This window comes from Candidatus Binatus sp. (genome assembly GCF_030646925.1).
Taxonomy (GTDB): domain Bacteria; phylum Desulfobacterota; class Binatia; order Binatales; family Binataceae; genus Binatus.
The window spans coordinates 92,438-113,047 of record NZ_JAUSKL010000122.1 but is presented as its reverse complement, the minus strand read 5'-3'; the positions used below and the strand labels follow the sequence as shown (position 1 = coordinate 113,047).

Below are 20,610 nucleotides of genomic sequence, written 5' to 3'. Positions count from 1 at the left end.
GATGCTATGTATCTAGACTTCGCATATGGCGGGCAAGGGTGGCATCGGCGACGACCGCCGCAAGCGGTTCGAAGAGGAGGCTTTGCCTCATCTCGACGCGCTCTACAGCACGGCGATGCGCCTTGCGCGCAACCCCGACGACGCCCACGATCTGCTGCAGGAAACTGCGCTGCGGGCCTATCGTTTTTTTCATCAGTTCGAAGCCGGCACCAACTGCCGGGCGTGGCTGCTGACGATACTGTTCAACAATTTTCGCAACGGGTACCGCCGGACGGCGCGCGAGCAGCCGGCCTCGAGCGCGGAGGATTTCGAGCATAGGATAGAACTCGAAAGCATCCGCGGGAATCACGCCGAATCGAACCCTGAAGCCCTGCTGGCGGGCTACGGGATGGAGCAGGAAGTCGAGGCGGCGCTTGCTAAATTGCCAGACGAATTTCGCGAGGCGCTGCTGTTGGTGGATGTGGAGGAATTGAGCTACCAGGAAATTTCGGGGGTTCTCAACATTCCGATCGGTACGGTAAAATCGCGGGTATCGCGCGGGCGATCGATGCTGCGCGAGGCGCTGGCGGGTTACGCCAAAGTTAGAGGAATAATTCGCTCTTGACTCACGCGAAGCACGAAGCCTACTGGACGTTAATGGCGCATCGTAGCGAGGGGGTTCGGCGCCGGGCCGCGGTTTCTAGCGTCAGCGGCTCATAGCGCGGAAACTCAACAATGGATTGCACCACTTACATCGAGCGGTACCTGGACGCCCACGTTGATGGCGAGCTCGGCGCGGTCGAAGCCGGCGCCGTCGAGCAGCATCTCAAGGGATGCGCCAATTGCCGGCTTCTTTATGCCGAAGAGCGCGCGGTCAAGGCGCTGGTTCATGAGCGCGCGCGGCGCTATCAGACGCCTGCCCAGGTGCGTGGCTCGATTCTCGCTGCGCTGGACGCGGTCGATTCAGCCGCCGGGAATCGCGAACGGCCGCAGCGGACCAGGCGCGCTGCGCTCTCCGCCCTGCGGAGCGCGCGGCTATGGATTCCGACCGCGGCCGCCGCGGCGGCCGTGATCGCATTCGTGATCTTTCATGGCGGAGGCGTCCCACCGGCAGGCGCGGTTCCAGCCTTCGACGTAGCAATCGCGCGCTACCAACATTTCGACGCTCACTTCGAGCCTAACGTCCCGTCCGCGTCACCGGCAGATATCTCGGACGCTTATCTGGGTCACAAGATGCCCGGCCTGCTCTGGAACCTGCAACCGAGCGGCTATCGGCTGGTAGGCGGTCGCCTCGATCGGCTCTCCGATGGCAGCCTCGCTGCGTTCACCTTTTATCGTGGCGAGGGCAGTTCGATTCTGTGCGCGTTCATGAAGGCGCACGGGATGCAACTGCCCCAAGGTGCGACACAAACCGTCGGGGGCCACAGCTACTATAGCTACAAGGGTTATCGCGTGTGCATGAGCTACTATCCGCGCGGCGATTTCATCTGCGTGATGGTCTCGCGCAACACGATGCCACACTTCGTGCAGGACATCCTGGGCACCTCGCTCTGAGGCGCCTCCCTTTCGGTCGCTCAATTTCGTCATTCTGAGGCGACGGCTGCCGTCCTATACCTCGCCCGTTATTTTACGGGAGAGGTATGAGGAGCAGCCTCCGCTCAAGACGGATGATATCGGCTAGCGGCGGTCGGCCTTCAGCCCATCCTCGTTGGCGAGAAACAGATGCAACTGCGCGGGGCCGTTGCCGCGCGGAATCTCGACTGGATAGTTTCCGGTGAAGCACGCGTCGCAAAATCCCTCCCGACTCTCGCCATTGAACGAGTAGAGGCCGTCCCAACTCAGGTAGCCCAGCGAGTCAGCCGTGATGTAGCGGCGAATCTGTTCGACCGATTGCGACGACGCCAGCAACTCCTCGCGCGTCGGCGTGTCGATTCCATAGAAGCATGAGTTGGTCGTCGGCGGCGCCGCTATTCGCATGTGAACTTCGCGCGCGCCCGCCTGCCGGAGCATCGGGATCACTTTTCTGAGCGTGGTGCCGCGCACGAGTGAATCCTCGATCAGCACGATACGCTTGCCCTTCAGCAACTCTGCGACGGGATTGAACTTTATCTTCACGCCGAAATGGCGAATCGATTCGCGCGGCTCGATAAACGTCCGCCCGATGTAATGGCTGCGCACCAGTCCCATCTCGAATGGAATGCCCGATTCCTCCGCGTAGCCGAGCGCCGCCGGCGTGCCCGAGTCCGGCACCGGCACCACGATCTCCGCGTCGGCGGGGCATTCGCGCGCGAGCGCCCGCCCCTGCTGCTTGCGCACCTGGTACACGTTGCGCCCGTACACCTGGCTGTCGGGGCGCGAAAAATAAACGTACTCGAAGATGCATCGCGTGGCCGGCGCGTGCGCGAACGGATGAATCGAATGCAGGCCGCTTTCATCGACGATGATCATCTCGCCGGGCTCGATCTCGCGGATATATTCCGCGCGCACCAAATCGAGCGCGCAGGTTTCCGAGGCGACGATCGTCGCGCCGTTCAGGCTGCCGAGCACCAGCGGCCGGAAGCCATGCGGATCGCGCACCGCCATCAGCGTGGTCTCGGTCAGCACCACCAGCGAATACGCGCCGCGCACCTGCGCCAGCGCTTCCGCGACGCGCTCAGGCAGCGTCGCCGCGCGCGACGCCGCGATCAGATGAATCATCACCTCGCTGTCGGACGACGATTGAAAGATCGATCCGGTCGACTCGAGCCGCTCGCGCAATTCCTGGAAATTTACGATGTTGCCGTTGTGCGCGAGCGCGAGTCCGCCGCGCGCGTACTCGACCACCAGCGGCTGGCAGTTATTGATTGTGGTCGAACCGGTGGTCGAATAGCGGTTGTGTCCGATCGCGCTGGTGCCTTCGAGCTTGGCGATAATCGAACTGTTGAAGATGTCGGCGACGAGACCCATCCCGCGATGCGAGATCAGCGACTTGCCGTTGGACGAAACGATGCCGGCGGATTCCTGCCCGCGATGCTGCTGCGCGTAGAGGCCGAGGTAGGCGAGGTTCGCCGCCTCGGGATGCTGATGCACGCCGAACACGCCGCATTCCTCATGGAACGCGTCGAGTTTCGATTCTTCAATTTCGACAGCCAAGTCGGTTTCTGTTTCAGTCACCGGCGGCCAGCCTCCTCGGAATCGCGTCTTCGTAAATTCGCATCAAGTCCCGCACGTCCTCGTCGATCGCATCGCCAATCCTGAGGCGCGGCTCGGAGATCACTCGCCCAATCTGCGTAACTTCGAGACCGCTGCCGGAAAACAATTGCTCGATTCGCGCGACGTCGCCGTTGGCGACCGAGATCACCACCGTCGAGGGTCCTTCGCCAAACAACTCCGCGGCGTCGATAACCTCCGCGCGCTCCGTATCGATTTGAGCGCCCAGCGGCGTCCTCGAATTGAAACATCCTTCGGCGAGAGCCACCGCAAGCCCACCCTCGGCTACGTCGTGAGCCGATCTTATCAACCCGAGTTCAGCCCCGGCAACCAGCCCCTCGATCAGCGCCTGTTCGCGCGCGAGATCGATCGGACTCATCGTGGCGTCGTCGATTCCGAAGGCAGCAGCGTACTCACTCGCCGCGAACGACGGCTTCGCCGTGCGCAATATCACGATCGCGTCGCCAGGATTCTTGAACTGCTGCGTGACGTGCCGCGCGACGTCGTCGAGCACGCCCAGCACGGCGATCGTCGGCGTCGGCGGGATCGCGAGCCCCTCGGTCTCGTTGTAGAAGCTCACGTTGCCGCTCACGACCGGTGTGCCGAACGCGATCGCTGCGTCGCGCAGCGCCTCGACGCCGCGCGTGAATTGCCACATCACTTCGGGCCGCTCTGGGTTTCCGTAGTTGAGGCAGTTCGTGATTCCGACCGGCCGCGCTCCAGCGCACGCGACATTACGCACCGCCTCGCATACCGTCGCGACGGTGCCGATATAAGGATCGAGCGCGCAGGCGCGCGGATTTGAATCGACCTTCAGCGCAAAGCCGCGGCTCGAATTCTTGATTCGCATCACGGCCGCGTCGCCGCCGGGTCCTTCGACCGTGTTGCTTTGTACGATCGAATCGTACTGGCGAAAAATCCACTTCTTAGACGCGACGTTGGGATTGTCGAGCAGCGCGCGCAGCGCTTTCGCAGATTCCGGATGCAGCGGCGAGACGCTCGCCATGATCGGCGGATGCGACCTCGGCGGAGCGGACGGCCGATCGTACATCGGGGCCGCATCGGCGATCTGAGCCGCCGGGATATCGGCTACGATCTCGCCGTGCCAGCGCGCGCGCCACCGCTTGTCTTCAGTAACCTGCCCGATCACCACCGCGTGCAGATCCCATTTGTCGAACACCGCTTGCAACTCGGCTTCGCGGCCGCGCTCGGCGACGATCAGCATCCGCTCCTGCGATTCGGAGAGCAGAATTTCGTACGGGGTAAGTCCCGCTTCGCGCAGCGGCACGAGATCGAGATCGAGTTCGATTCCGAGCCCGCCGCGCGCCGCCATCTCGCTCGACGACGACGTGAGCCCGGCAGCGCCCATGTCCTGTATCGCGACGATCGCGCCGGTGCGGCCCGCTTCGAGGCACGCTTCGATCAGCAATTTCTCCGTGAACGGATCCCCGACCTGCACCGCGGGCCGCTTGGCTTCGCTCTCCTTGTCGAACTCCGCCGACGCCATCGAGGCGCCGTGGATTCCGTCGCGGCCGGTGGCCGAGCCGACGTACAGCACGGGATTGCCGGGACCGCGCGCTTTCGCGCTCATGATTTCATCTTTGCGAACGAGGCCGAGGCAGAACGCATTCACCAGGATGTTCGCGTTGTAAGCCGCGTCGAACATCACCTCGCCGGCGACCGTCGGCACGCCGACACAATTGCCGTAGCCGCCGATTCCGCCCACCACTCCGCCCAGCAGATAGCGCGTGCGCGGATGATCGAACGCGCCGAACTTGAGCGAGTTCATGCTCGCGACTGGCCGCGCGCCCATCGTGAAAATGTCGCGCAGGATTCCGCCGACGCCGGTCGCCGCGCCCTGATACGGCTCGACGAACGATGGATGATTGTGGCTTTCGATTTTAAATACTGCGGCCCAGCCGTCGCCGACGTCGATCGCGCCGGCATTCTCACCCGGCCCCTGCACCACCAAATCGCTCTTCGACGGCAGCTTCTTCAGATGCAGCCGCGACGACTTGTACGAGCAATGCTCCGACCACATCACGGAGAACACGCCGAGCTCGGTGTAGGTCGGCGTGCGGCCGAGGATCTCTTCGATCTTGCGATACTCGTCGTCCGAAAGTCCGTGGCCGCGCGCCATCTCGAGATCGACTTTCGGCTCGCCGGGAAGAGAAACCGGGCGCTCGCTCATCGCACGCTCTCGATAATCGATTGGAAAATTTTGCGGCCGTCGGTGCCGCCGAGCATCGCCTCGACCGCGTGCTCCGGATGCGGCATCAGGCCGAACACGTTGAAGCGCTCATTGGCGACGCCGGCGATCGCGCGCGTCGAGCCGTTCAGGTTCGAAGCCTCGGTCTCGCGCCCGTCTTCATCGACGTAGCGCAGGATAACCTGGCCGCGCTCTTCCATCTGCCGCAGTTCATCTTCGGGCGCGACATACAGTCCCTCGCCGTGCTTGATCGGAAGTCGCAGCAGGTCGCCCTGCTTCATCGCGCAGGTAAACGGCGTGCTGGCGTTCTCGACGCGAACCATCACGCGCTCGCAGATGAACGAGAGCGTGCGATTGCGCGTCAGCGCGCCGGGCAGCAGATGCGCCTCGCACAGAATCTGGAAGCCGTTGCAGGTGCCGATCACCAGCCCGCCGTCAGCCGCGAATTTCGCGACGCTTTCCATCACCGGCGAGAAGCGCGCGATCGCTCCGGTGCGCAAATAGTCGCCGTAGCTAAACCCGCCCGGCAGCAGCACGCATTCCGCGCCGCGCAGCGTGGTCTCCTTGTGCCACAGCATCGCGGCATCCTGGTGCATCACGTCGGCGAGTGCATGGAGCGCGTCGGCGTCGTCGAGCGAGCCGGGAAATCGCACGACTCCCCACTTCATTGCGCATCCACCTCGAAGCGAAAATCCTCGATCACCGCGTTCGCCAGCAGTTGCTCGCACATTTTTCTCGCCTGCGCGCGAGCATCTTCAGCCGTGTCCGCGTCGATCTCGAACGTGATGAATTTGCCGACCTTCACTTGCGAGACATTTTTGAAACCAAGGCTGTGCAGCGAACCTTCGACGGCGCGTCCCTGCGGATCGAGGATGCCCGCGCGCGGCGTCACGAAAACTCTTACTTGCAAGTCGATCTCCCGTGACTGAATCCGATTTTCGGCATCGAGAAACTGCTGGAGCGCAACTAACTCTCAACCCGCCGCAGCATTTCGTGATACGCATCCTCGACGCCGCCCAAGTCGCGCCGGAAGCGATCCTTGTCTAGTTTCTGCCGCGTTGCCTTGTCCCAGAAGCGGCACGTATCGGGGCAGATTTCATCGCCGAGCAGAATCTCGCCGTGATGACGTCCGAACTCGAGCTTGAAATCTACGAGGATCACGCGGCGCTCGTCGAGGAATTCTCTCAGTAACTCATTCACACGCAGCGCCATCGAATGTATTTGCTTCAGCTCATCCGCCGTCGCCCAGCCGAATGCGATCGCGTGGTCGCCAAGAATCAGCGGATCGTCGAGCGCGTCGGACTTGTAGTAGTACTCGACGATCGGGCGTTTGAGCTGCTCGCCCTCTTCGCGCCCCAGCCGCTTCGCGAGCGAGCCTGCGACGATATTCCGCACCACGGTTTCCACCGGGATAATCTCGAGGCGCTTGCATAACATCTCGCGATCGTTCAGCCGCCGCACGAAGTGAGTCTTCACGCCATTCTTTTCGAGCAGCAGGAAGAAGAGCTCCGAGATGCGATTGTTCATCGCACCCTTGCCTTCGATCGTGCCTTTCTTCTTTGCATTGAACGCAGTCGCGTCGTCCTTGAAATACGCGATCACGAGGTCGGGGTCGGAAGTCGAATAGAGTTTCTTCGCCTTGCCCTCGTAAAACATTTCGAGCTTCTGCGGAGTGGTTTCCACCGGTATTTCCTCGGAACTAACGAGTTCGGAATATTATAACTTAACTACGATACGCGGGGCGCGCCGCAAGGAGCACAAAGGCGCGCGATGCTTATCCACAAAATTTTCGCGATTATAAACATTACAATCGCGCCGATGTGGACAATCTCATTTGCGTGATGCTTTCCGCGCCGATGCGCCCACTTCGTGAGCAGCGGGCGCGAACCTTTCGACCAGCTCCGCAGCCAGGCCGATGTAGTTGCGCGGATTCAGCTCACCGAGCGCCGCCTTGGCCTTCTCGTCGAGTGGCAACGACGCGATGAACTCGGCGATCACCTTGCGATCGATTCGCCGCCCGCGCGTCAGTTCCTTCAATGTCTCGTACGGACGCGGCATCCCGTAGCGGCGCATCAGGGTTTGTATCGCCTCCGCGACGACTTCCCACGCCTGCTCGGCGTCGAGATCCTCGGCAATTCGATGCTCGTCGACTTCGACGCGCGCGAGTCCCCGCTCGAGCGAGACCAGCGCGACCACGACGTGGGCAAACGCCGTGCCCATCGCGCGAATCGCGGTGCTGTCGGTTAAATCGCGCTGCCACCTGGAGATCGGCAGCTTGCCGGCCAGATGCTCGAGCAGCGAGTTCGCGATTCCGAGGTTCCCCTCGCAGTTCTCGAAGTCGATTGGATTGACTTTGTGCGGCATCACCGACGAACCGGTCTCGCCCGCCAGCGTCTTCTGCGCGAAGTAGCCGATCGAGATGTAACTCCACATGTCGCGGCAGAAGCCGAGCAGGATCGTGTCGATGCGCGCGACGATCGCGAATAACTCGGCGATAAAATCGTGACTCTCGATTTGCGTCGTTAGCGGATTCCAGACGAGCCTCAGTCCCGCGACGAATTTTTGGGAATGCGCGATCCAGTCCACCTCGGGATACGCAAATCGATGCGCGTTGAAGTTGCCGACTGCGCCGTTCAGCTTGCCGAGAAATTCCTGCCCGTGAAGATGCTTCAATTGCCGCGCGATCCGCGCCGCGAAAATCGCCATCTCCTTGCCGACCGTGGTCGGCGAGGCTTCCTGCCCGTGCGTTCGCGCGAGCATGGGCGTCGATTTATATCGATGAGCCAGCGCGGTGATCGGCGCGACCGCTTTTTCGATCGCCGGCGTCAGTTCATTTTCGACAAACTCTTTCAGTATCAGCGCGTACGCGAGATTGTTGATGTCTTCCGAGGTGCACGCGAAATGCACCATCTCGACCGGCAGCGCCGCGCCATGCTCGCGAGCGATTTCGGCGATCCGTTCCTTGAGAAAATACTCGACCGCCTTGACGTCGTGATTGGTCGTCGCTTCGAGTTCCTTGACGCGGCGCGCGTCTCCGAGCGTGAATTGCTCGTAGATTCGACGCAGCTTTTGCACGGTCAAGGAATCGAGCTTCGCGATCGCATCGATCGCCGGATTTTCCGCGAGCGACAGGTACCACTCGATCTCGACGCGGACCCGATAGCGGATCAGCGCAAATTCACTGAAGTAGTTTTCGAGATGGCGCGTGCGCGCGCGATAACGCCCGTCGATTGGCGTTACGGCCATCAACGCCGTATCTGTTCCGGCGGCGTCGGTTTCGATTGGTCGATCTTTCACCGCTTCTCCGATTCGCCAAGCATCACGGGCAACTGCGATACTGATGCGATTAAATTATGCGGTTTGAAGCTCGCAATCGAGTAGCGTTTTCATGTGGCACAGGCTTTAGCCTGTGTGGCGGCAACAACGTGCCCGCCCCGCTAGCGTCCGGTATGACCGAAGCCGCCGGGGCCGCGGGTGGTCGGCGCGAGTTCCTCGACCTCGACGATCTCGGCGCGCACGACGGGCGCGATCACCAGTTGCGCGATCCGGTCGCCGGGCATGATGCGGATCGGGAGCTGTCCCAAATTTACAAGTAATACTTTAACTTCGCCGCGATAGTCAGCATCGATCGTGCCGGGCGAATTGATGACTCCGAGGCCTTCCTTCAGCGCGCGCCCGCTGCGTGGACGCACCTGCCCTTCGTATCCGACGGGAATCTCGACCGCGATACCGGTCGGCAGCGCGCGGCGCTCGCCCGGCGCCATGTTCCACGGGGCGTCGATATCCGCCATCAGGTCGATTCCGGCGGCGTGCTCGCTTTGATATGCGGGAAGCGGCAGCGAACTTTTCCGCACTCGCGCGATCTTCAGGGTCGGATTCATCGCCGTACGCGATACCGCGAATCGAGTGCGTAGCGCAACATTCATCGCGGCGAATATCGCACAGGCTTAACTTAATCGAGCGGCGGCGAAGGTGGCACAGGCTTTAGCCTGTGGGGAGAGACCGTGCGGGCCCCGCGATTGAGCGTCCAACCCGCTCAGGCCAGCGGGGCGAATACGTCGCTGGTCAGCTCGCGGCCCTTGAGGTCGCCGAGCAGCACCATCGCGAGTTTTTCAGGACGAAACCACGAAGAAGCCAGCTCCACGATGTTGTCGTTGGTCACCGCCTCGATTCCCGCCGACAGTTCCTCGAGCGAGACGTCGCGCCGAAAGTAAATCTCGTTGCGCGCGAGGCGATTCATCCTGCTGTCGGTCGATTCCATCCCAAGCAGCATGTTGCCGTGCAACTGGCTCTTCGCGCGCGCCAACTCGGCCGGCTTGAGCCCGTCGCTCTCGATTTTTTTCAGCTCAGCCACCGTGACCTCGAGGACTTCATCGACCCATTCCGGATTGGTGCCCGCGTAAACGCCGAAGTAGCCGCTGTCGATGAACGACGAGATGAACGAGTAGATACTGTAAACGCGGCCGCGCTTTTCGCGCACTTCCTGGAACAGCCGCGACGACATCCCGCCGCCGAGCGCCGTGTTCATCACGTATGCCGCGTAGCGCAATTGATGGGTCTGGCTGATTCCGGGGCCGCCGATACAGATATGCGCCTGCTCGAGATCCTTCTGATGATTCAGCACGATCGGACGATCGGTCGGCGGCGCGATTTTCTCGACTTTGCCGTCGCCGGCGATTCCGCCGAACAGCCCCGCGAATTTCGCCGTCAGCCGCTCATGCTCGAGTTGCCCCGCCGCCGCAATAAAGACCCGGCCCGATCGGTAGCGCGCCGCCATGAACGACGTCAGCAGTTCGCGATTGATCCGGTTCACGGTTTCGACCGAGCCGAAAATCGGCAGCGCCAGCGGATGCCCGCGCCAGAAATTCTCGGTGAACAAATCGTGGATAAAATCGTCGGGCGTGTCCTCGGCCTGCGAGATTTCCTGCAGCACGACCTGCCGCTCGCGATCGATTTCATCCGACGCGAAGGTGGACTCGAGAAAAATATCGGCCAGCACGTCGGTCGCCATCTCGAGGTCCTTGCCCAGCACCTTGGCGTAATAGCAGGTGTATTCCTTGCCGGTGAAGGCGTTCAGCACGCCGCCGACGGAATCGAACGCCTCGGCGATTTGCGCCGCGGTGCGAGTCTTGGTGCCCTTGAACAGCAGATGCTCGATGAAATGCGAAGTCCCGTTCTCATGCGGGTCCTCGTAACGCGAACCGTTCTCGACCCAGATTCCGATCGACGACGACACGACTTGCGGCATCGCCTCGGTCAGAACCCTGACGCCGTTGCCGAGGACGGTTTTTTGAATCATGCGACTTATTTGCCTTTTTCCTGCTCCGCTTCGCGCATCGAGAGCCGTATTTTTCCGCTGCGATCGACGTCGAGCACTTTCACGTTGATCTCGTCGCCTTCGTGCAGGACGTCTTCGACGCGGCGGATTCGTTCGCTCGAGATTTGCGAGATGTGCAGCAAGCCGTCGGTACCCGGCATGATCTCGACGAACGCGCCGAACTCGACTATTTTGCGCACCTTGCCGCGATACACCTTGCCAATCTCCGGCTCGGCGGTAATCGCCTGGATCATGCTGATGGCTTTTTCCATCGCGGCGCTATCCGACGACGCAATCAGCACCGTGCCGTCGTCCTCGATATCGATTTTGCAGCCGGTCTCTTCGACCAGTCCGCGAATTACTTTGCCGCCCGGTCCGATCACTTCGCGAATCTTGTCGGGCTTGATATGCAGCGTCACGATTCTGGGCGCGTATTGCGATACGTCCTTGCGCGCGCCCTCGATTCCTTTTTCCATCACGCCGAGGATGAACAGCCGGGCGTCGCGCGCCTGATGCAGCGCCTGGCGCATGATTTCCTTCGAAACGCCGCCGGCCTTGTTGTCCATCTGGATCGCGGTGACGCCCTGCGTGGTGCCGGCCACCTTGAAATCCATGTCGCCGAGATGATCTTCGTCGCCCAGGATGTCGGTCAGCACGCGGACCTTGTCGCCTTCCTTGACGAGCCCCATCGCGATTCCCGCGACCGCCGACTTGATCGGCACGCCGGCGTCCATCAGCGCCAGGCTGCCGCCGCATACCGTCGCCATCGAGGAGCTGCCGTTGGACTCGAGCACCTCGGACACCACGCGAATCGTGTATGGAAAGCTCTCTTCGTCGGGCAGCACCGGTGCGATCGCGCGTTCGGCGAGCGCGCCATGCCCGATCTCGCGGCGTCCCGGTCCGCGCAGAAACTTCACTTCGCCGGTCGAGAATGGCGGGAAGTTGTAGTGCAGCATGAATTTCTTGTAGCGCTCACCGAGCAACGCGTCGATCTTCTGCTCATCCGACGACGTGCCGAGCGTGACGGTCGCCAGCGCCTGCGTCTCGCCGCGGGTGAACAATGCGGAGCCGTGCGTTCGCGGCAGCACGCTGACCTCGCAGCTTAGCTGCCGGAGCTCGTTGGATTTGCGATCGTCGATCCGCCTGTCATTGTCGAGAATCTCGGCGCGCACCACTGTCCGCACCAGGTGGTCGCATGCGTCGGCGATTTCCTTCTCGCGGCCGGGGAACTTGTCCGCCAGCGCCGCGACCGTGTTGTCCGACACCGCGTAAACCGCCGCGCCGCGTTCCTTTTTGCTCTTGATTGCGAGCGCTTTCTCGATACTGTCGCCGATACTCGACTTGACCGCCTCGAGCAGTTTCGGATCGCGCGTCTTCACCGCGAATTCGCGCTTGGGCTTGCCGGCCAGATTGCGCAGTTCGCGCTGCATCGCAAACACCGGCTGCATCTCCTCATGCGCCGTGAACAGCGCCTCGAGGATCGTCTCTTCATCGACGATCGCGGCGCCGCCCTCGAGCATCATGATCGAGTCGGGATTCGCCGCGACCACCAGCGAGACGTCGCTCGCCTCGAGGTCACCGTAGCCCGGATTGACGATGATCTGGCCGCCGACGCGGCCCATCCTGACGCTCGCGACCGGTCCGCCGTGCGGGATATCCGAAATTTCGAGCGCCGCCGACGCCGCGATCAGCGAGAGCATGTCAGGATCGTTCTCGCGATCGACCGAGAGCACGGTCACGACCAGTTGCGTTTCCTTATCGTAGCCCTTGGGGAACAGCGGGCGCATCGCGCGGTCGATGAGGCGCGAGGTCAGAATCTCCTTTTCGGAGGGACGCCCCTCGCGCTTGAAAAATCCGCCGGGAATTTTACCGGCGGCGAACGTCTTCTCGACGTAATCAACCGTCAACGGCAGAAAATCCACGTTGGCGCGGCCTTCGTAAGCCGACACCACCGTAGCGAGCACCACGGTATCGCCGTATTGCGCGAGCACCGCGCCATGCGCCTGCCGCGCGAGACGGCCCGTTTCGAGCGAGAGCTTGCGCCCGGCAAAATCGATCTCCAGTTTTCGATACATTGAACTGACACCTGAGGGAGGACTGAGGCCGCGTGACGATGGCGGAGTTTCCGCGAGGCGCCGCAGGGGACGCGCCTTGAACACGACCGGCCGGTCGGCCAAGGCCCGCGCTGACCCGAAATGTTGCGGGCGGCGCGGCAATATGTGTGCGGCCTATCTCCGGATGCCGAGCTTCTCGATCAACCCTTTGTAGCGCGAAAAATCGCGTGACTTCAGGTAGTCAAGCAACCGTCGGCGTTTGCCGACCAGCCGGAGCAACCCGCGACGCGAATGATGGTCTTTCTTGTGCGTCCCGAGATGACCGGTCAACTGTTCGATCCGGCCCGAGAGTAGCGCCACCTGAACTTCAGGCGAGCCACTGTCATTGGTGGTTCGAGCGTTGGTTTGAATGATTTCCCGTTTACGGGAGAGCGGAAGAGGCATCAGGAGTTCTTACTTTCCCTTTTTCCTTTATCTTAGCCGCCCAAAATATCAGAGGCGTGAACCCGTGTAAAGCTAGCCCGCAGCGCGGGTGATTAGGACACTCCCCGGCCTCCGCTCAAGATGACGGATGTGCTTGGTGCCGCTCCGTGTCATTTCGAGCGCAGCGAGAAATCCCGGATGCGGGTTTCACGCCTCGTCGCAAGGCGCCGTCGGGATGACACGGAACGCAGGCAGCCTCCGCTCAGGCCGCCGATGCAGGCCGTTTACTGCGGCCTCCAGGCATTGTGAATACCACGTGCAGGGTATTCGATGCCTTGCTCCGTGCTACCGGATTCGACATACAACAATGGCGGATCGAAAGTGAATCGCGAACCTGCCACACTGGCGGCGGCCCGGTGACGCTTCATCGCGAAGGAACTGCGAGTTAGGCGAACGATCTTGACGGAGTCTGCGCGAGCATGAAGTACGCTGTACTGATTTTGAAGAATCTGTTTCGCAGCAAGCGGCGAACGATTTTGACTGTGCTGTCGATCGCAGTTTCGCTGTTCATTTTTTCGGCGCTGGTGAGTATCCCGACCGTCGCGAATCAAATTCTGGGCGCCACCGCCGCCTCGACGCGAATCGCGACGCACAATCGCGCCGGCATGGCGTATTCGATTCCGGTCGCGTACCGGCAGCGAATTTTGGCGATCCCGCACGTCGAGGCGGCGATCACGCAGAGCTGGTTCGGCGGGGTGTATCACGAGCTATACGATCAGTTTCCGAACTTTGCAGTCGATCACGACCAGATCGAGAAGGTCTATACCGATTGGGGATTGACGCCCGAGGCGATCGAGCAATTCAAAAAAATAAGAACCGCATGCGTGGTCGGCGCCGACACGATGAAGCGCTTTCATCTGCACGTTGGCCAGCAGATCCAGTTGAAGGGCTCGATCTACAACTTCAACCTGACGCTGCAGATCGTCGGAGTGCTGGGGGGCAAGGCGCCGCCCTCCTTCCTGATTTTTCGGCGCGACTACCTCGAGGAAGCTGCCGGCCGACCGGGTTTCGTGAGCCTGATCTGGGTGAAGGCCGACAAGTCCGAGCACGTGCCGCAAGTGATCGCGGCGATCGACGAAGGCTTCGCCAACTCGTCGGCTGAAACGCTGTCGGAGTCGGAGTCCGCGTTCATCGGCAACTTCATGCAGACCTATCGCACGTTCTTCAGAATGGCGGAGATTCTCGGTTTTATCGTGGTGCTGACGATCGGGCTAGTGGCGGCCAACACCGCCGCGATGTCGATTCGCGAGCGGCGCGGCGAAATCGCCGTGATGCGCTCGATCGGGTTCACCTCGCGCACGATCCTGTCGCTGCTGCTGTCCGAGTCGCTGATAATCGGGCTGCTCGGCGGACTGCTTGGATGCGGTTCGGCGTTTATCGTGCTCAAGCTGTTCGCGATCGGCACCGGCGGCGTGGGTCCGCTGAGCTCGATCAGGATGCCGCCGCTGGTGCTGGGTGAGACCCTGATCGCATCGGCGCTGATCGGAGTTTTCAGCGCCCTCGGGCCGGCGATGTCGGCGGCGCGGCGCAATATCGTCGATGCGCTCCGGACGGTCGCGTAGATGGCGATTCCGCTCAAGTACAACATCAGGAGCCTGCTGGTGCGGCGGATCTCGACCGCGATGACGGCGGGCGGGATCGCGCTGGTGGTCGCGGTGTTCGTGATCGTGATGGCGCTGGTCGCGGGCCTCAACTCCGCGATCGCGGATACCGGCTCGGCCGACAATCTGATCGTGCTGCGCAAGGGCGCGACCACGGAAACCGTGTCGGGCTTTCAGCTCGATCAATTCGACGCGCTCAAATTCCTGCCGCAGATTCGGCGCGAAGCGAACGGCGACGTTGACATTTCGCCCGAACTGCCGGTGCAGGCGCTGATGGATCGAATCGGCGGCGGCCGCGACAATATCGTGGTGCGCGGCGTGCTGCCGATCGCGCTCAAGGTGCACGACAAAGTGCGTATTGTCGAAGGCCGGATGTTCACGCCCTCGATGAACGAAGTAGTAGTCGGCAAGGGCCTGCTCGGGCATTACAAGGACGTTTCGCTGGGCTCGACGGTGCACTTCGGGCGCGGCAAGTGGAAGGTGGTGGGAATAATCGCGGCCGACGGCGGTTCATACGAATCGGAGATTTGGGCCGACATTCATAATGTGCAGGACGACGCGCAGCGCGGAAAATACTACGCGGCGGTGCGCCTCAAACTCGCGCCCGGCGCAGACGCGGAAGCGCTGATTCGCCGCCTGGCCGACGATCCGCGAATCAATCTGCAGGCCCAGACCGAGACTGACTACTATCGCGATCAGGCGGTGGTGGCGAACCAGATGCGAGTGCTCGGAATGATCGTCGCGGTGATCATGGCGGTCGGCGCGATCTTCGGCGCGATGAACACGATGTACGCGTCGGTGTCGGCGCGCACCACGGAAATCGGTACTTTGCGCGCGCTCGGCTTCGCGCCGACCGCGGTGATGGCGTCGTTCCTGCTCGAATCGCTGGTGCTGGCGGTGGCTTCGGGCGCGATCGGAATCGTGCTGGCGATGCCGATCAATGGGCTCTCGACCACGTTTGGCAATTTCGTTACCTTCTCGACCCTGGCTTTCAGTTTCCGGGTCACCTTCGCAATCGTGCTCGAGGCGCTCTGCTTCGCCGCGGTGATGGGCGTGGTCGGCGGATGGCTGCCCGCGCGCCAGGCGATGAAGATGCCCGTCGTCGATGCGCTCAGGAGCGTGTAATCGTGTCGGCCGAATCTCCCCGCGGACCGAATATTCGCGAGCTTGAATCGCTCCGGATTGCCCGCGCGCCGGAAGCGAAACGGCCGGGAAGATTGCTGCCCGCCGCGATTGCGCTGGTGGTGCTCGCCGTGATCGGCGCGGCGGGATACCTGATCTATCAGCGCACGCTCGGCCGTCCGATCGAAGTGCAGACCGCGATCGTCACGATGAAGCAGGCGGGGCAAGCCGGCACGCTGCTCACCGGCAGCGGCTACATCATCACCGAGCACAAGTACACCGTGATCGGCACCAAGATTCTCGGCCAGATCATCGCGGAGCCGATCGAAGAGGGCCAGAAGGTAAAACGCGGCGACCTGCTCGCGCGGATCGACGATCGCGACTACCAGGCGCAACTGCGGCAGGCATACGCGGATCGCGATTTGGCGATGGCAAACGTGAAGCTCAAGCACCAGCGAGCGAAGAGGGTGCGCGAGCTATACAAGGAAGGCGTCCAGTCGAAGGACGCGCTCGACGACGCGGAGAATCAGTTGTCGGTAGCCGAGGCCGCGCTGAAGCGCGCTGACGGCGCGATCGATTATGCGAAATTCAACGTCAGCCAGACCGTGATCAGGTCGCCGATCAATGGCGTGGTGCTGCGGAAGTATCGCGAGGTAGGCGACACGATCAATTTTGGCGGGACGATCCAGGCCGGCGGCGGCACGACGGATATCGCGCAACTGGCGGATTTGAGCGATTTGCGCTGCGAAGTCGATATCAACGAAAGCGACATCTCGAAGGTCGTGATGGGCGCGCCGGCCACGGTGATCCCGGACGCTTATCCCGATAATCCGTTCGCCGGCAAAGTCGTGAAGATTTATCCGCAGGCCGATCGGCAAAAAGGCACGGTGAAAATCGAGGTGCGAATCCTGCAGCCGGATTTGAAAATAATCAAACCCGAGATGAGCGCGAAGGTCACCTTCCTCTCGAGTGCTCCAACCACCAAGGTCGAAACTGCGCCGACTGTGCTGGCGCCGAAAAAGGCGATCGTGACCGAGGGCAATTCGAATTCGGTGTGGGTGATCCGCGACGGTATCGCGCATTCAATTCCGGTGACGCTCGGACGCGAGTACCAGGAAGGCGTCGAAGTGAAGCAGGGGCTGAACGGCGGCGAGATGGTGATCGTGGTACCGCCCGCGCAATTGCGCAACGGCGAGGCCGTCACGCCCGCATCATCGTAAAACGCCGCGCCGACGCCGTACTGCAATACAATTTGTATGTCGGCGAATCCCGCTACAGAATCCTCGGACGATGGCCTATCGCATCACGATCGGCTCAAGCGGCGTCACGTTCGAAGCGCACCGCGGCGAGACGATCCTCGAAGCGGCGGAAAACGCCGGCCTCGATTTCCCTTACGGATGCCGGCGCGGAATGTGCGGCACTTGCGTCGCGCGCGTGGCTCGCGGCGAGGTCAGGATGCCCGGCGAAGATTTGTTCGGCCTGATGGATGACGAGCGCGAGCGCGGGTACATCCTGATGTGCTCGACCTACGCGGCGTCCGATCTCGAGCTCGCCGATATCGGCGAAGCGCCGTAGAGATTGCGATCGACTATTTGTGCGCGAGGATCAGCGGCGAAGGCGCGTTGGCGGCGACCGTGGTCACGCGCTTGAAGCCCGCCTCCTTGAGCCACGCGCGATATTCGCCCATCGTGTAAACGCCGCCCTCGGGCGTCGCGACGAACATATTCAGGCCGAACATCAGCGCGAGTGCGGGGCCGGTGCGATTTTCGTTGGGGATAAAATCGGCGATGAGGAGGATGCCGCCGGGTTTCAGCGCGATGCAGGCGCGGCGCATCAATTGTTTGGCGCGCTCGACTCCTTCGCCGTGAACGATGTGGCCCAGGATGGCGAGGTCGAATTGCTCGCTGCCCCAATCGATCTCGAAAAAATTCCCCTCGAGAAAATCGAACCGATCGCCAACCTTGAACCGCGCCGCGTATTCGCGCGCAATCGCGGTCATCTCGGGATAATCGATCAGAGTGGCGCGCGCCTTGCGCAGATTCTCCGCAAACGGAATCGACCACGCTGCGGCGCCGCCGCCGATATCGAGAATCCGCTGGATTCGCGAGAGCCGCGCCTTGGGCATCTTGCGGATCGCGGACTGGCTCGCGGTGTAGTTCATCGGAAAGATCTGTTTGACGAGGATCGGAAAAAACGCGCGCGCCTGATCTTCTGAAACCGGACCGGCGAGGCTGGCACCCGCCTTGACCGCGTCGGCGAGCGTTGACCAGAGCATCGTCATGCCGCGTATAACCTGCGACGCTCCTTCCATGTACATCGGACTTTCGCGCACGAGGAACGTCGCTGCAATCGGCTCGAGTCCGTAGCGATTGTGGGTTTTCTTGAGGTACTTGAGCGATGTGAGCGTATCGAGCAGGCGTTCCATCCCGCGCACCTGTGAATTGGTGGCGGACGCAATCTCAACGGAGGTGCGCTTGCCCGATCCGATCGCGCTGAAGACGTCGAGTTCCAGCGCCGCGGCCAATACCGCCGTGGTCTGGAACGCCCAGATATCCGACGCGAGCCGCACAAATGACGCCGCCTTGCCGTCGCGCTTCGATGCCATCGCAACTACCTCGCGCGCAGATTAGCGCCGGCGCAATCTTCGGCCAAGCATCGCTCACACGTTGGATCAGTGCGACGTTACACTGCTGCAGACGGATCGATCACGGACGGTGCAGATCCTGCACGATCTCCTTCAGCACGCCGCGATCGTGATCGTTCTTGATCGACATGTCGAACGACAGGCGGTTGGCGCCGGCAAAGCGTTTCTTGATGACGCTCGCGATTTGATCGTAGGTGCCGACGGCCGCGAAGGCGTGCACCATCTCTTCGGTGACGAGCTTGGACATCTCAGGCCACTTCTGTTGCACGGACATCTTGTGCAACTGATCGGCGGTGTCGCCCCATCCGTCGATCTCGAAGCTGGAGCGGTATGAGCGCGTCGAGCCGTAGAACGCGATCGTCGATTTCATCGAGTTGACGGCGCGCGCGAGCGAATCCTGATCCTTCGCGGCGCAGAGAAATCCGCCGCCGCCGATCTGGAAATTGTCCCACTCCGAGGCGGGCCGTCCGGATTTGTCGAAGCCCTTTTTCAAATTTGGAAATGCGATCTGATCGAGATATTTGCGCGTGACGATTCCATGCAATCGCACGCCGTCGCAGACTTCGCCCGCGACCTGGAGCATCCGCTCCTGCACCGCCGCGATCAGCACCGGAATATGCGGATGAGCCTGCGGCGGCGGCGAAAAATTCGGCGTCATCAGCGAGAGATTGTAATGCTCGCTGCGAAAATCCAGCGGCTCGCCGGTCTGCCACGTCTCCCAGCACGCGCGCATCGCGTTGACGTAATCCTTCATCCGCTGCGCGGGCTTCGACCACGGCATCCCGAAGCGGCGCGTCACGTGGCCTTTGACCTGCGAGCCGATACCGAGCACCAGGCGCCCGCCGCTCATGCGCTGGATATCCCACGCAGTGTAGGCGGTCGCCACCGGGCTCTTGGTGAAGCAGAGCGCGATGCCCGTGGCGAGTTCGATCTTCGATGGCTCCTGCGCCGCGATCGCGAGATCGAGATATGGATCGTGCTGAGTTTCGACCGCAAGCACCGTGTCGTAGCCGAGCGAATCGGCCTCGCGCACCTGATCGCGCAGCGTGCTCCAAGTCGGCTCGGGGCGTTTGCCGCCCTCCTGCATGTCCGGCGCGTATGGAACTCCGTGATGAAGGCCGCGTTCAACTTTGATTTGTGCCATGGGGCGTTTATCGCGTCAGCAGCTCGATGCTGTCAAGTCATTCGGCCGGGGCAGCGGCAGCAGAACTCTCAAGCGAAGTGGGCGAAGCTCAGAAGGACTTCGAGCAGAATCAGCAGCACGACCACGACCTCGAGCAGAATCAGGCGGCGCTCGCGCGCGACGTCGAGCACCAGCACCAGCGAATCCTGGATGCTCTGCAGCTTGCTGGCCAGCGCGGCGTAGCGATCGACGAGATCGAACTCGTCGCGGAGATCGTCGTAGATGCGATCCATCGCGGGGTCGTCCCAGGTCGCGGCGGGCTTGTCGAGCAGATGGAGAATCGAGAGCACCTCGGTGCGGGTCGAAATCGATTCGCCGATAAATCGATGCAACGGCTTGACGCGAAACTGCACTGTGCCGTGCGATTCGAGCCGCTGCACCAGTTTGCCGGTGCGATCCAACAGATCGTCGACGATGTGCTCGTAGTATTCCATCGCGGCGCTCTGCGCGACGGTCAACGCGACTACGCCGGAGCGGGCCGGCGTGAGGCGATCGACGCGCAGCATCCCGTCGAAAATTCCGATCGGCGCGGCCGGATCTTCGAGCACGGAGTAATGCTCGCGGATGATTTGCTTTGTAAGCTTCGGCAATACGTTGCCGAGGCGCTTGAAAATTGGTTCGCGATTCTCGGCGCTGACATCGTGGGTGACTACCGCGCCGAACGGAAATATGTACAAGCCGCCGTCGGCCTCCAGCGGCAGGTACAGTTCAAGCGGCGTGATCCTCGCCTCTGGAAATGCGGGCGCGATCTGGCGCAGTGAAAAATTTTCCTCGAACGCGACCGCGTAGAATTGATGAATCCGGTCAGGCATATTGCGACGATCCGATG

At 61.8% G+C, this 20,610-nt stretch carries 19 protein-coding genes; 6 read left to right on the top strand and 13 right to left on the bottom strand.

Annotation, left to right across the window (positions count from 1 at the left end; genetic code table 11):
* Nucleotides 1-25 precede the first annotated feature (25 nt).
* Nucleotides 26-604 carry a sigma-70 family RNA polymerase sigma factor gene (locus tag Q7S58_RS20925; protein WP_304830635.1) on the top strand — a complete coding sequence of 193 codons (579 nt, stop codon included), beginning with the start codon at nt 26-28 and terminating at the stop codon, nt 602-604.
* A gap of 110 nt (nt 605-714) precedes the next feature.
* On the top strand, nt 715-1,533 hold the full coding sequence (locus Q7S58_RS20920; protein WP_304830633.1) for an anti-sigma factor: 819 nt from the start codon (nt 715-717) through the stop codon (nt 1,531-1,533).
* Between the two features lie 123 nt (nt 1,534-1,656).
* Here Q7S58_RS20920 and purF read toward each other — a convergent pair whose 3' ends face one another.
* The 10 genes from purF to rpsO all read right to left on the bottom strand — a co-directional run bounded on the left by purF (nt 1,657) and on the right by rpsO (nt 13,192).
* A complete protein-coding gene (gene purF / locus Q7S58_RS20915) occupies nt 1,657-3,099 on the bottom strand; it encodes an amidophosphoribosyltransferase (RefSeq protein WP_370655570.1) in 1,443 nt (480 codons plus the stop codon).
* A 25-nt stretch (nt 3,100-3,124) separates the two neighbouring features.
* Nucleotides 3,125-5,359: a phosphoribosylformylglycinamidine synthase subunit PurL gene (gene purL / locus Q7S58_RS20910; RefSeq protein WP_304830629.1), complete on the bottom strand. Its 2,235-nt coding sequence runs from the start codon at nt 5,357-5,359 to the stop codon at nt 3,125-3,127.
* Complete coding sequence (purQ, locus tag Q7S58_RS20905) at nt 5,356-6,045, bottom strand: phosphoribosylformylglycinamidine synthase subunit PurQ (RefSeq protein WP_304830627.1); 690 nt, start codon at nt 6,043-6,045, stop codon at nt 5,356-5,358. Before purQ ends, purL begins: the two co-directional genes overlap by 4 nt.
* Nucleotides 6,042-6,287 (bottom strand): phosphoribosylformylglycinamidine synthase subunit PurS, encoded by a 246-nt coding sequence (gene purS / locus Q7S58_RS20900; RefSeq protein WP_304830625.1) that lies wholly within the window; start codon nt 6,285-6,287, stop codon nt 6,042-6,044. Before purS ends, purQ begins: the two co-directional genes overlap by 4 nt.
* Nucleotides 6,288-6,343: 56 nt before the next feature.
* Nucleotides 6,344-7,033: a phosphoribosylaminoimidazolesuccinocarboxamide synthase gene (purC, locus tag Q7S58_RS20895; RefSeq protein WP_370655569.1), complete on the bottom strand. Its 690-nt coding sequence runs from the start codon at nt 7,031-7,033 to the stop codon at nt 6,344-6,346.
* 174 nt (nt 7,034-7,207) lie between these two features.
* A complete protein-coding gene (gene purB / locus Q7S58_RS20890; protein ID WP_304830621.1) occupies nt 7,208-8,674 on the bottom strand; it encodes an adenylosuccinate lyase in 1,467 nt (488 codons plus the stop codon).
* A 140-nt stretch (nt 8,675-8,814) separates the two neighbouring features.
* Entirely contained in the window at nt 8,815-9,258 is a 444-nt protein-coding gene (gene dut / locus Q7S58_RS20885; protein WP_304830619.1) for a dUTP diphosphatase, read from the bottom strand.
* 155 nt (nt 9,259-9,413) lie between these two features.
* Nucleotides 9,414-10,676: a pitrilysin family protein gene (locus Q7S58_RS20880; protein WP_304830617.1), complete on the bottom strand. Its 1,263-nt coding sequence runs from the start codon at nt 10,674-10,676 to the stop codon at nt 9,414-9,416.
* 5 nt (nt 10,677-10,681) lie between these two features.
* Nucleotides 10,682-12,769 (bottom strand): polyribonucleotide nucleotidyltransferase, encoded by a 2,088-nt coding sequence (pnp, locus tag Q7S58_RS20875; protein WP_304830615.1) that lies wholly within the window; start codon nt 12,767-12,769, stop codon nt 10,682-10,684.
* Nucleotides 12,770-12,922: 153 nt separating this feature from the next.
* On the bottom strand, nt 12,923-13,192 hold the full coding sequence (gene rpsO / locus Q7S58_RS20870; protein WP_304830613.1) for a 30S ribosomal protein S15: 270 nt from the start codon (nt 13,190-13,192) through the stop codon (nt 12,923-12,925).
* Between the two features lie 458 nt (nt 13,193-13,650).
* Here rpsO and Q7S58_RS20865 point away from each other — a divergent pair, with 458 nt between their 5' ends.
* The 4 genes from Q7S58_RS20865 to Q7S58_RS20850 all read left to right on the top strand — a co-directional run bounded on the left by Q7S58_RS20865 (nt 13,651) and on the right by Q7S58_RS20850 (nt 17,529).
* Nucleotides 13,651-14,793 carry an FtsX-like permease family protein gene (locus Q7S58_RS20865; RefSeq protein ID WP_304830611.1) on the top strand — a complete coding sequence of 381 codons (1,143 nt, stop codon included), beginning with the start codon at nt 13,651-13,653 and terminating at the stop codon, nt 14,791-14,793.
* Nucleotides 14,794-15,957, top strand: coding sequence for an ABC transporter permease (locus Q7S58_RS20860; RefSeq protein ID WP_304830609.1), 1,164 nt, complete (start codon nt 14,794-14,796; stop codon nt 15,955-15,957). It abuts the gene before it with no gap.
* 2 nt (nt 15,958-15,959) lie between these two features.
* Entirely contained in the window at nt 15,960-17,174 is a 1,215-nt protein-coding gene (locus Q7S58_RS20855; protein ID WP_304830607.1) for an efflux RND transporter periplasmic adaptor subunit, read from the top strand.
* A 70-nt stretch (nt 17,175-17,244) separates the two neighbouring features.
* A complete protein-coding gene (locus tag Q7S58_RS20850; protein ID WP_304830605.1) occupies nt 17,245-17,529 on the top strand; it encodes a 2Fe-2S iron-sulfur cluster-binding protein in 285 nt (94 codons plus the stop codon).
* Between the two features lie 13 nt (nt 17,530-17,542).
* Here Q7S58_RS20850 and Q7S58_RS20845 read toward each other — a convergent pair whose 3' ends face one another.
* From Q7S58_RS20845 to Q7S58_RS20835, 3 genes are all read right to left on the bottom strand, one after another.
* Nucleotides 17,543-18,559: a class I SAM-dependent methyltransferase gene (locus Q7S58_RS20845; RefSeq protein ID WP_304830603.1), complete on the bottom strand. Its 1,017-nt coding sequence runs from the start codon at nt 18,557-18,559 to the stop codon at nt 17,543-17,545.
* Between the two features lie 100 nt (nt 18,560-18,659).
* Nucleotides 18,660-19,742 (bottom strand): TIGR03617 family F420-dependent LLM class oxidoreductase, encoded by a 1,083-nt coding sequence (locus Q7S58_RS20840; protein ID WP_304830602.1) that lies wholly within the window; start codon nt 19,740-19,742, stop codon nt 18,660-18,662.
* 68 nt (nt 19,743-19,810) lie between these two features.
* Nucleotides 19,811-20,593: an RMD1 family protein gene (locus Q7S58_RS20835; RefSeq protein WP_304830600.1), complete on the bottom strand. Its 783-nt coding sequence runs from the start codon at nt 20,591-20,593 to the stop codon at nt 19,811-19,813.
* Nucleotides 20,594-20,610 lie beyond the last annotated feature (17 nt).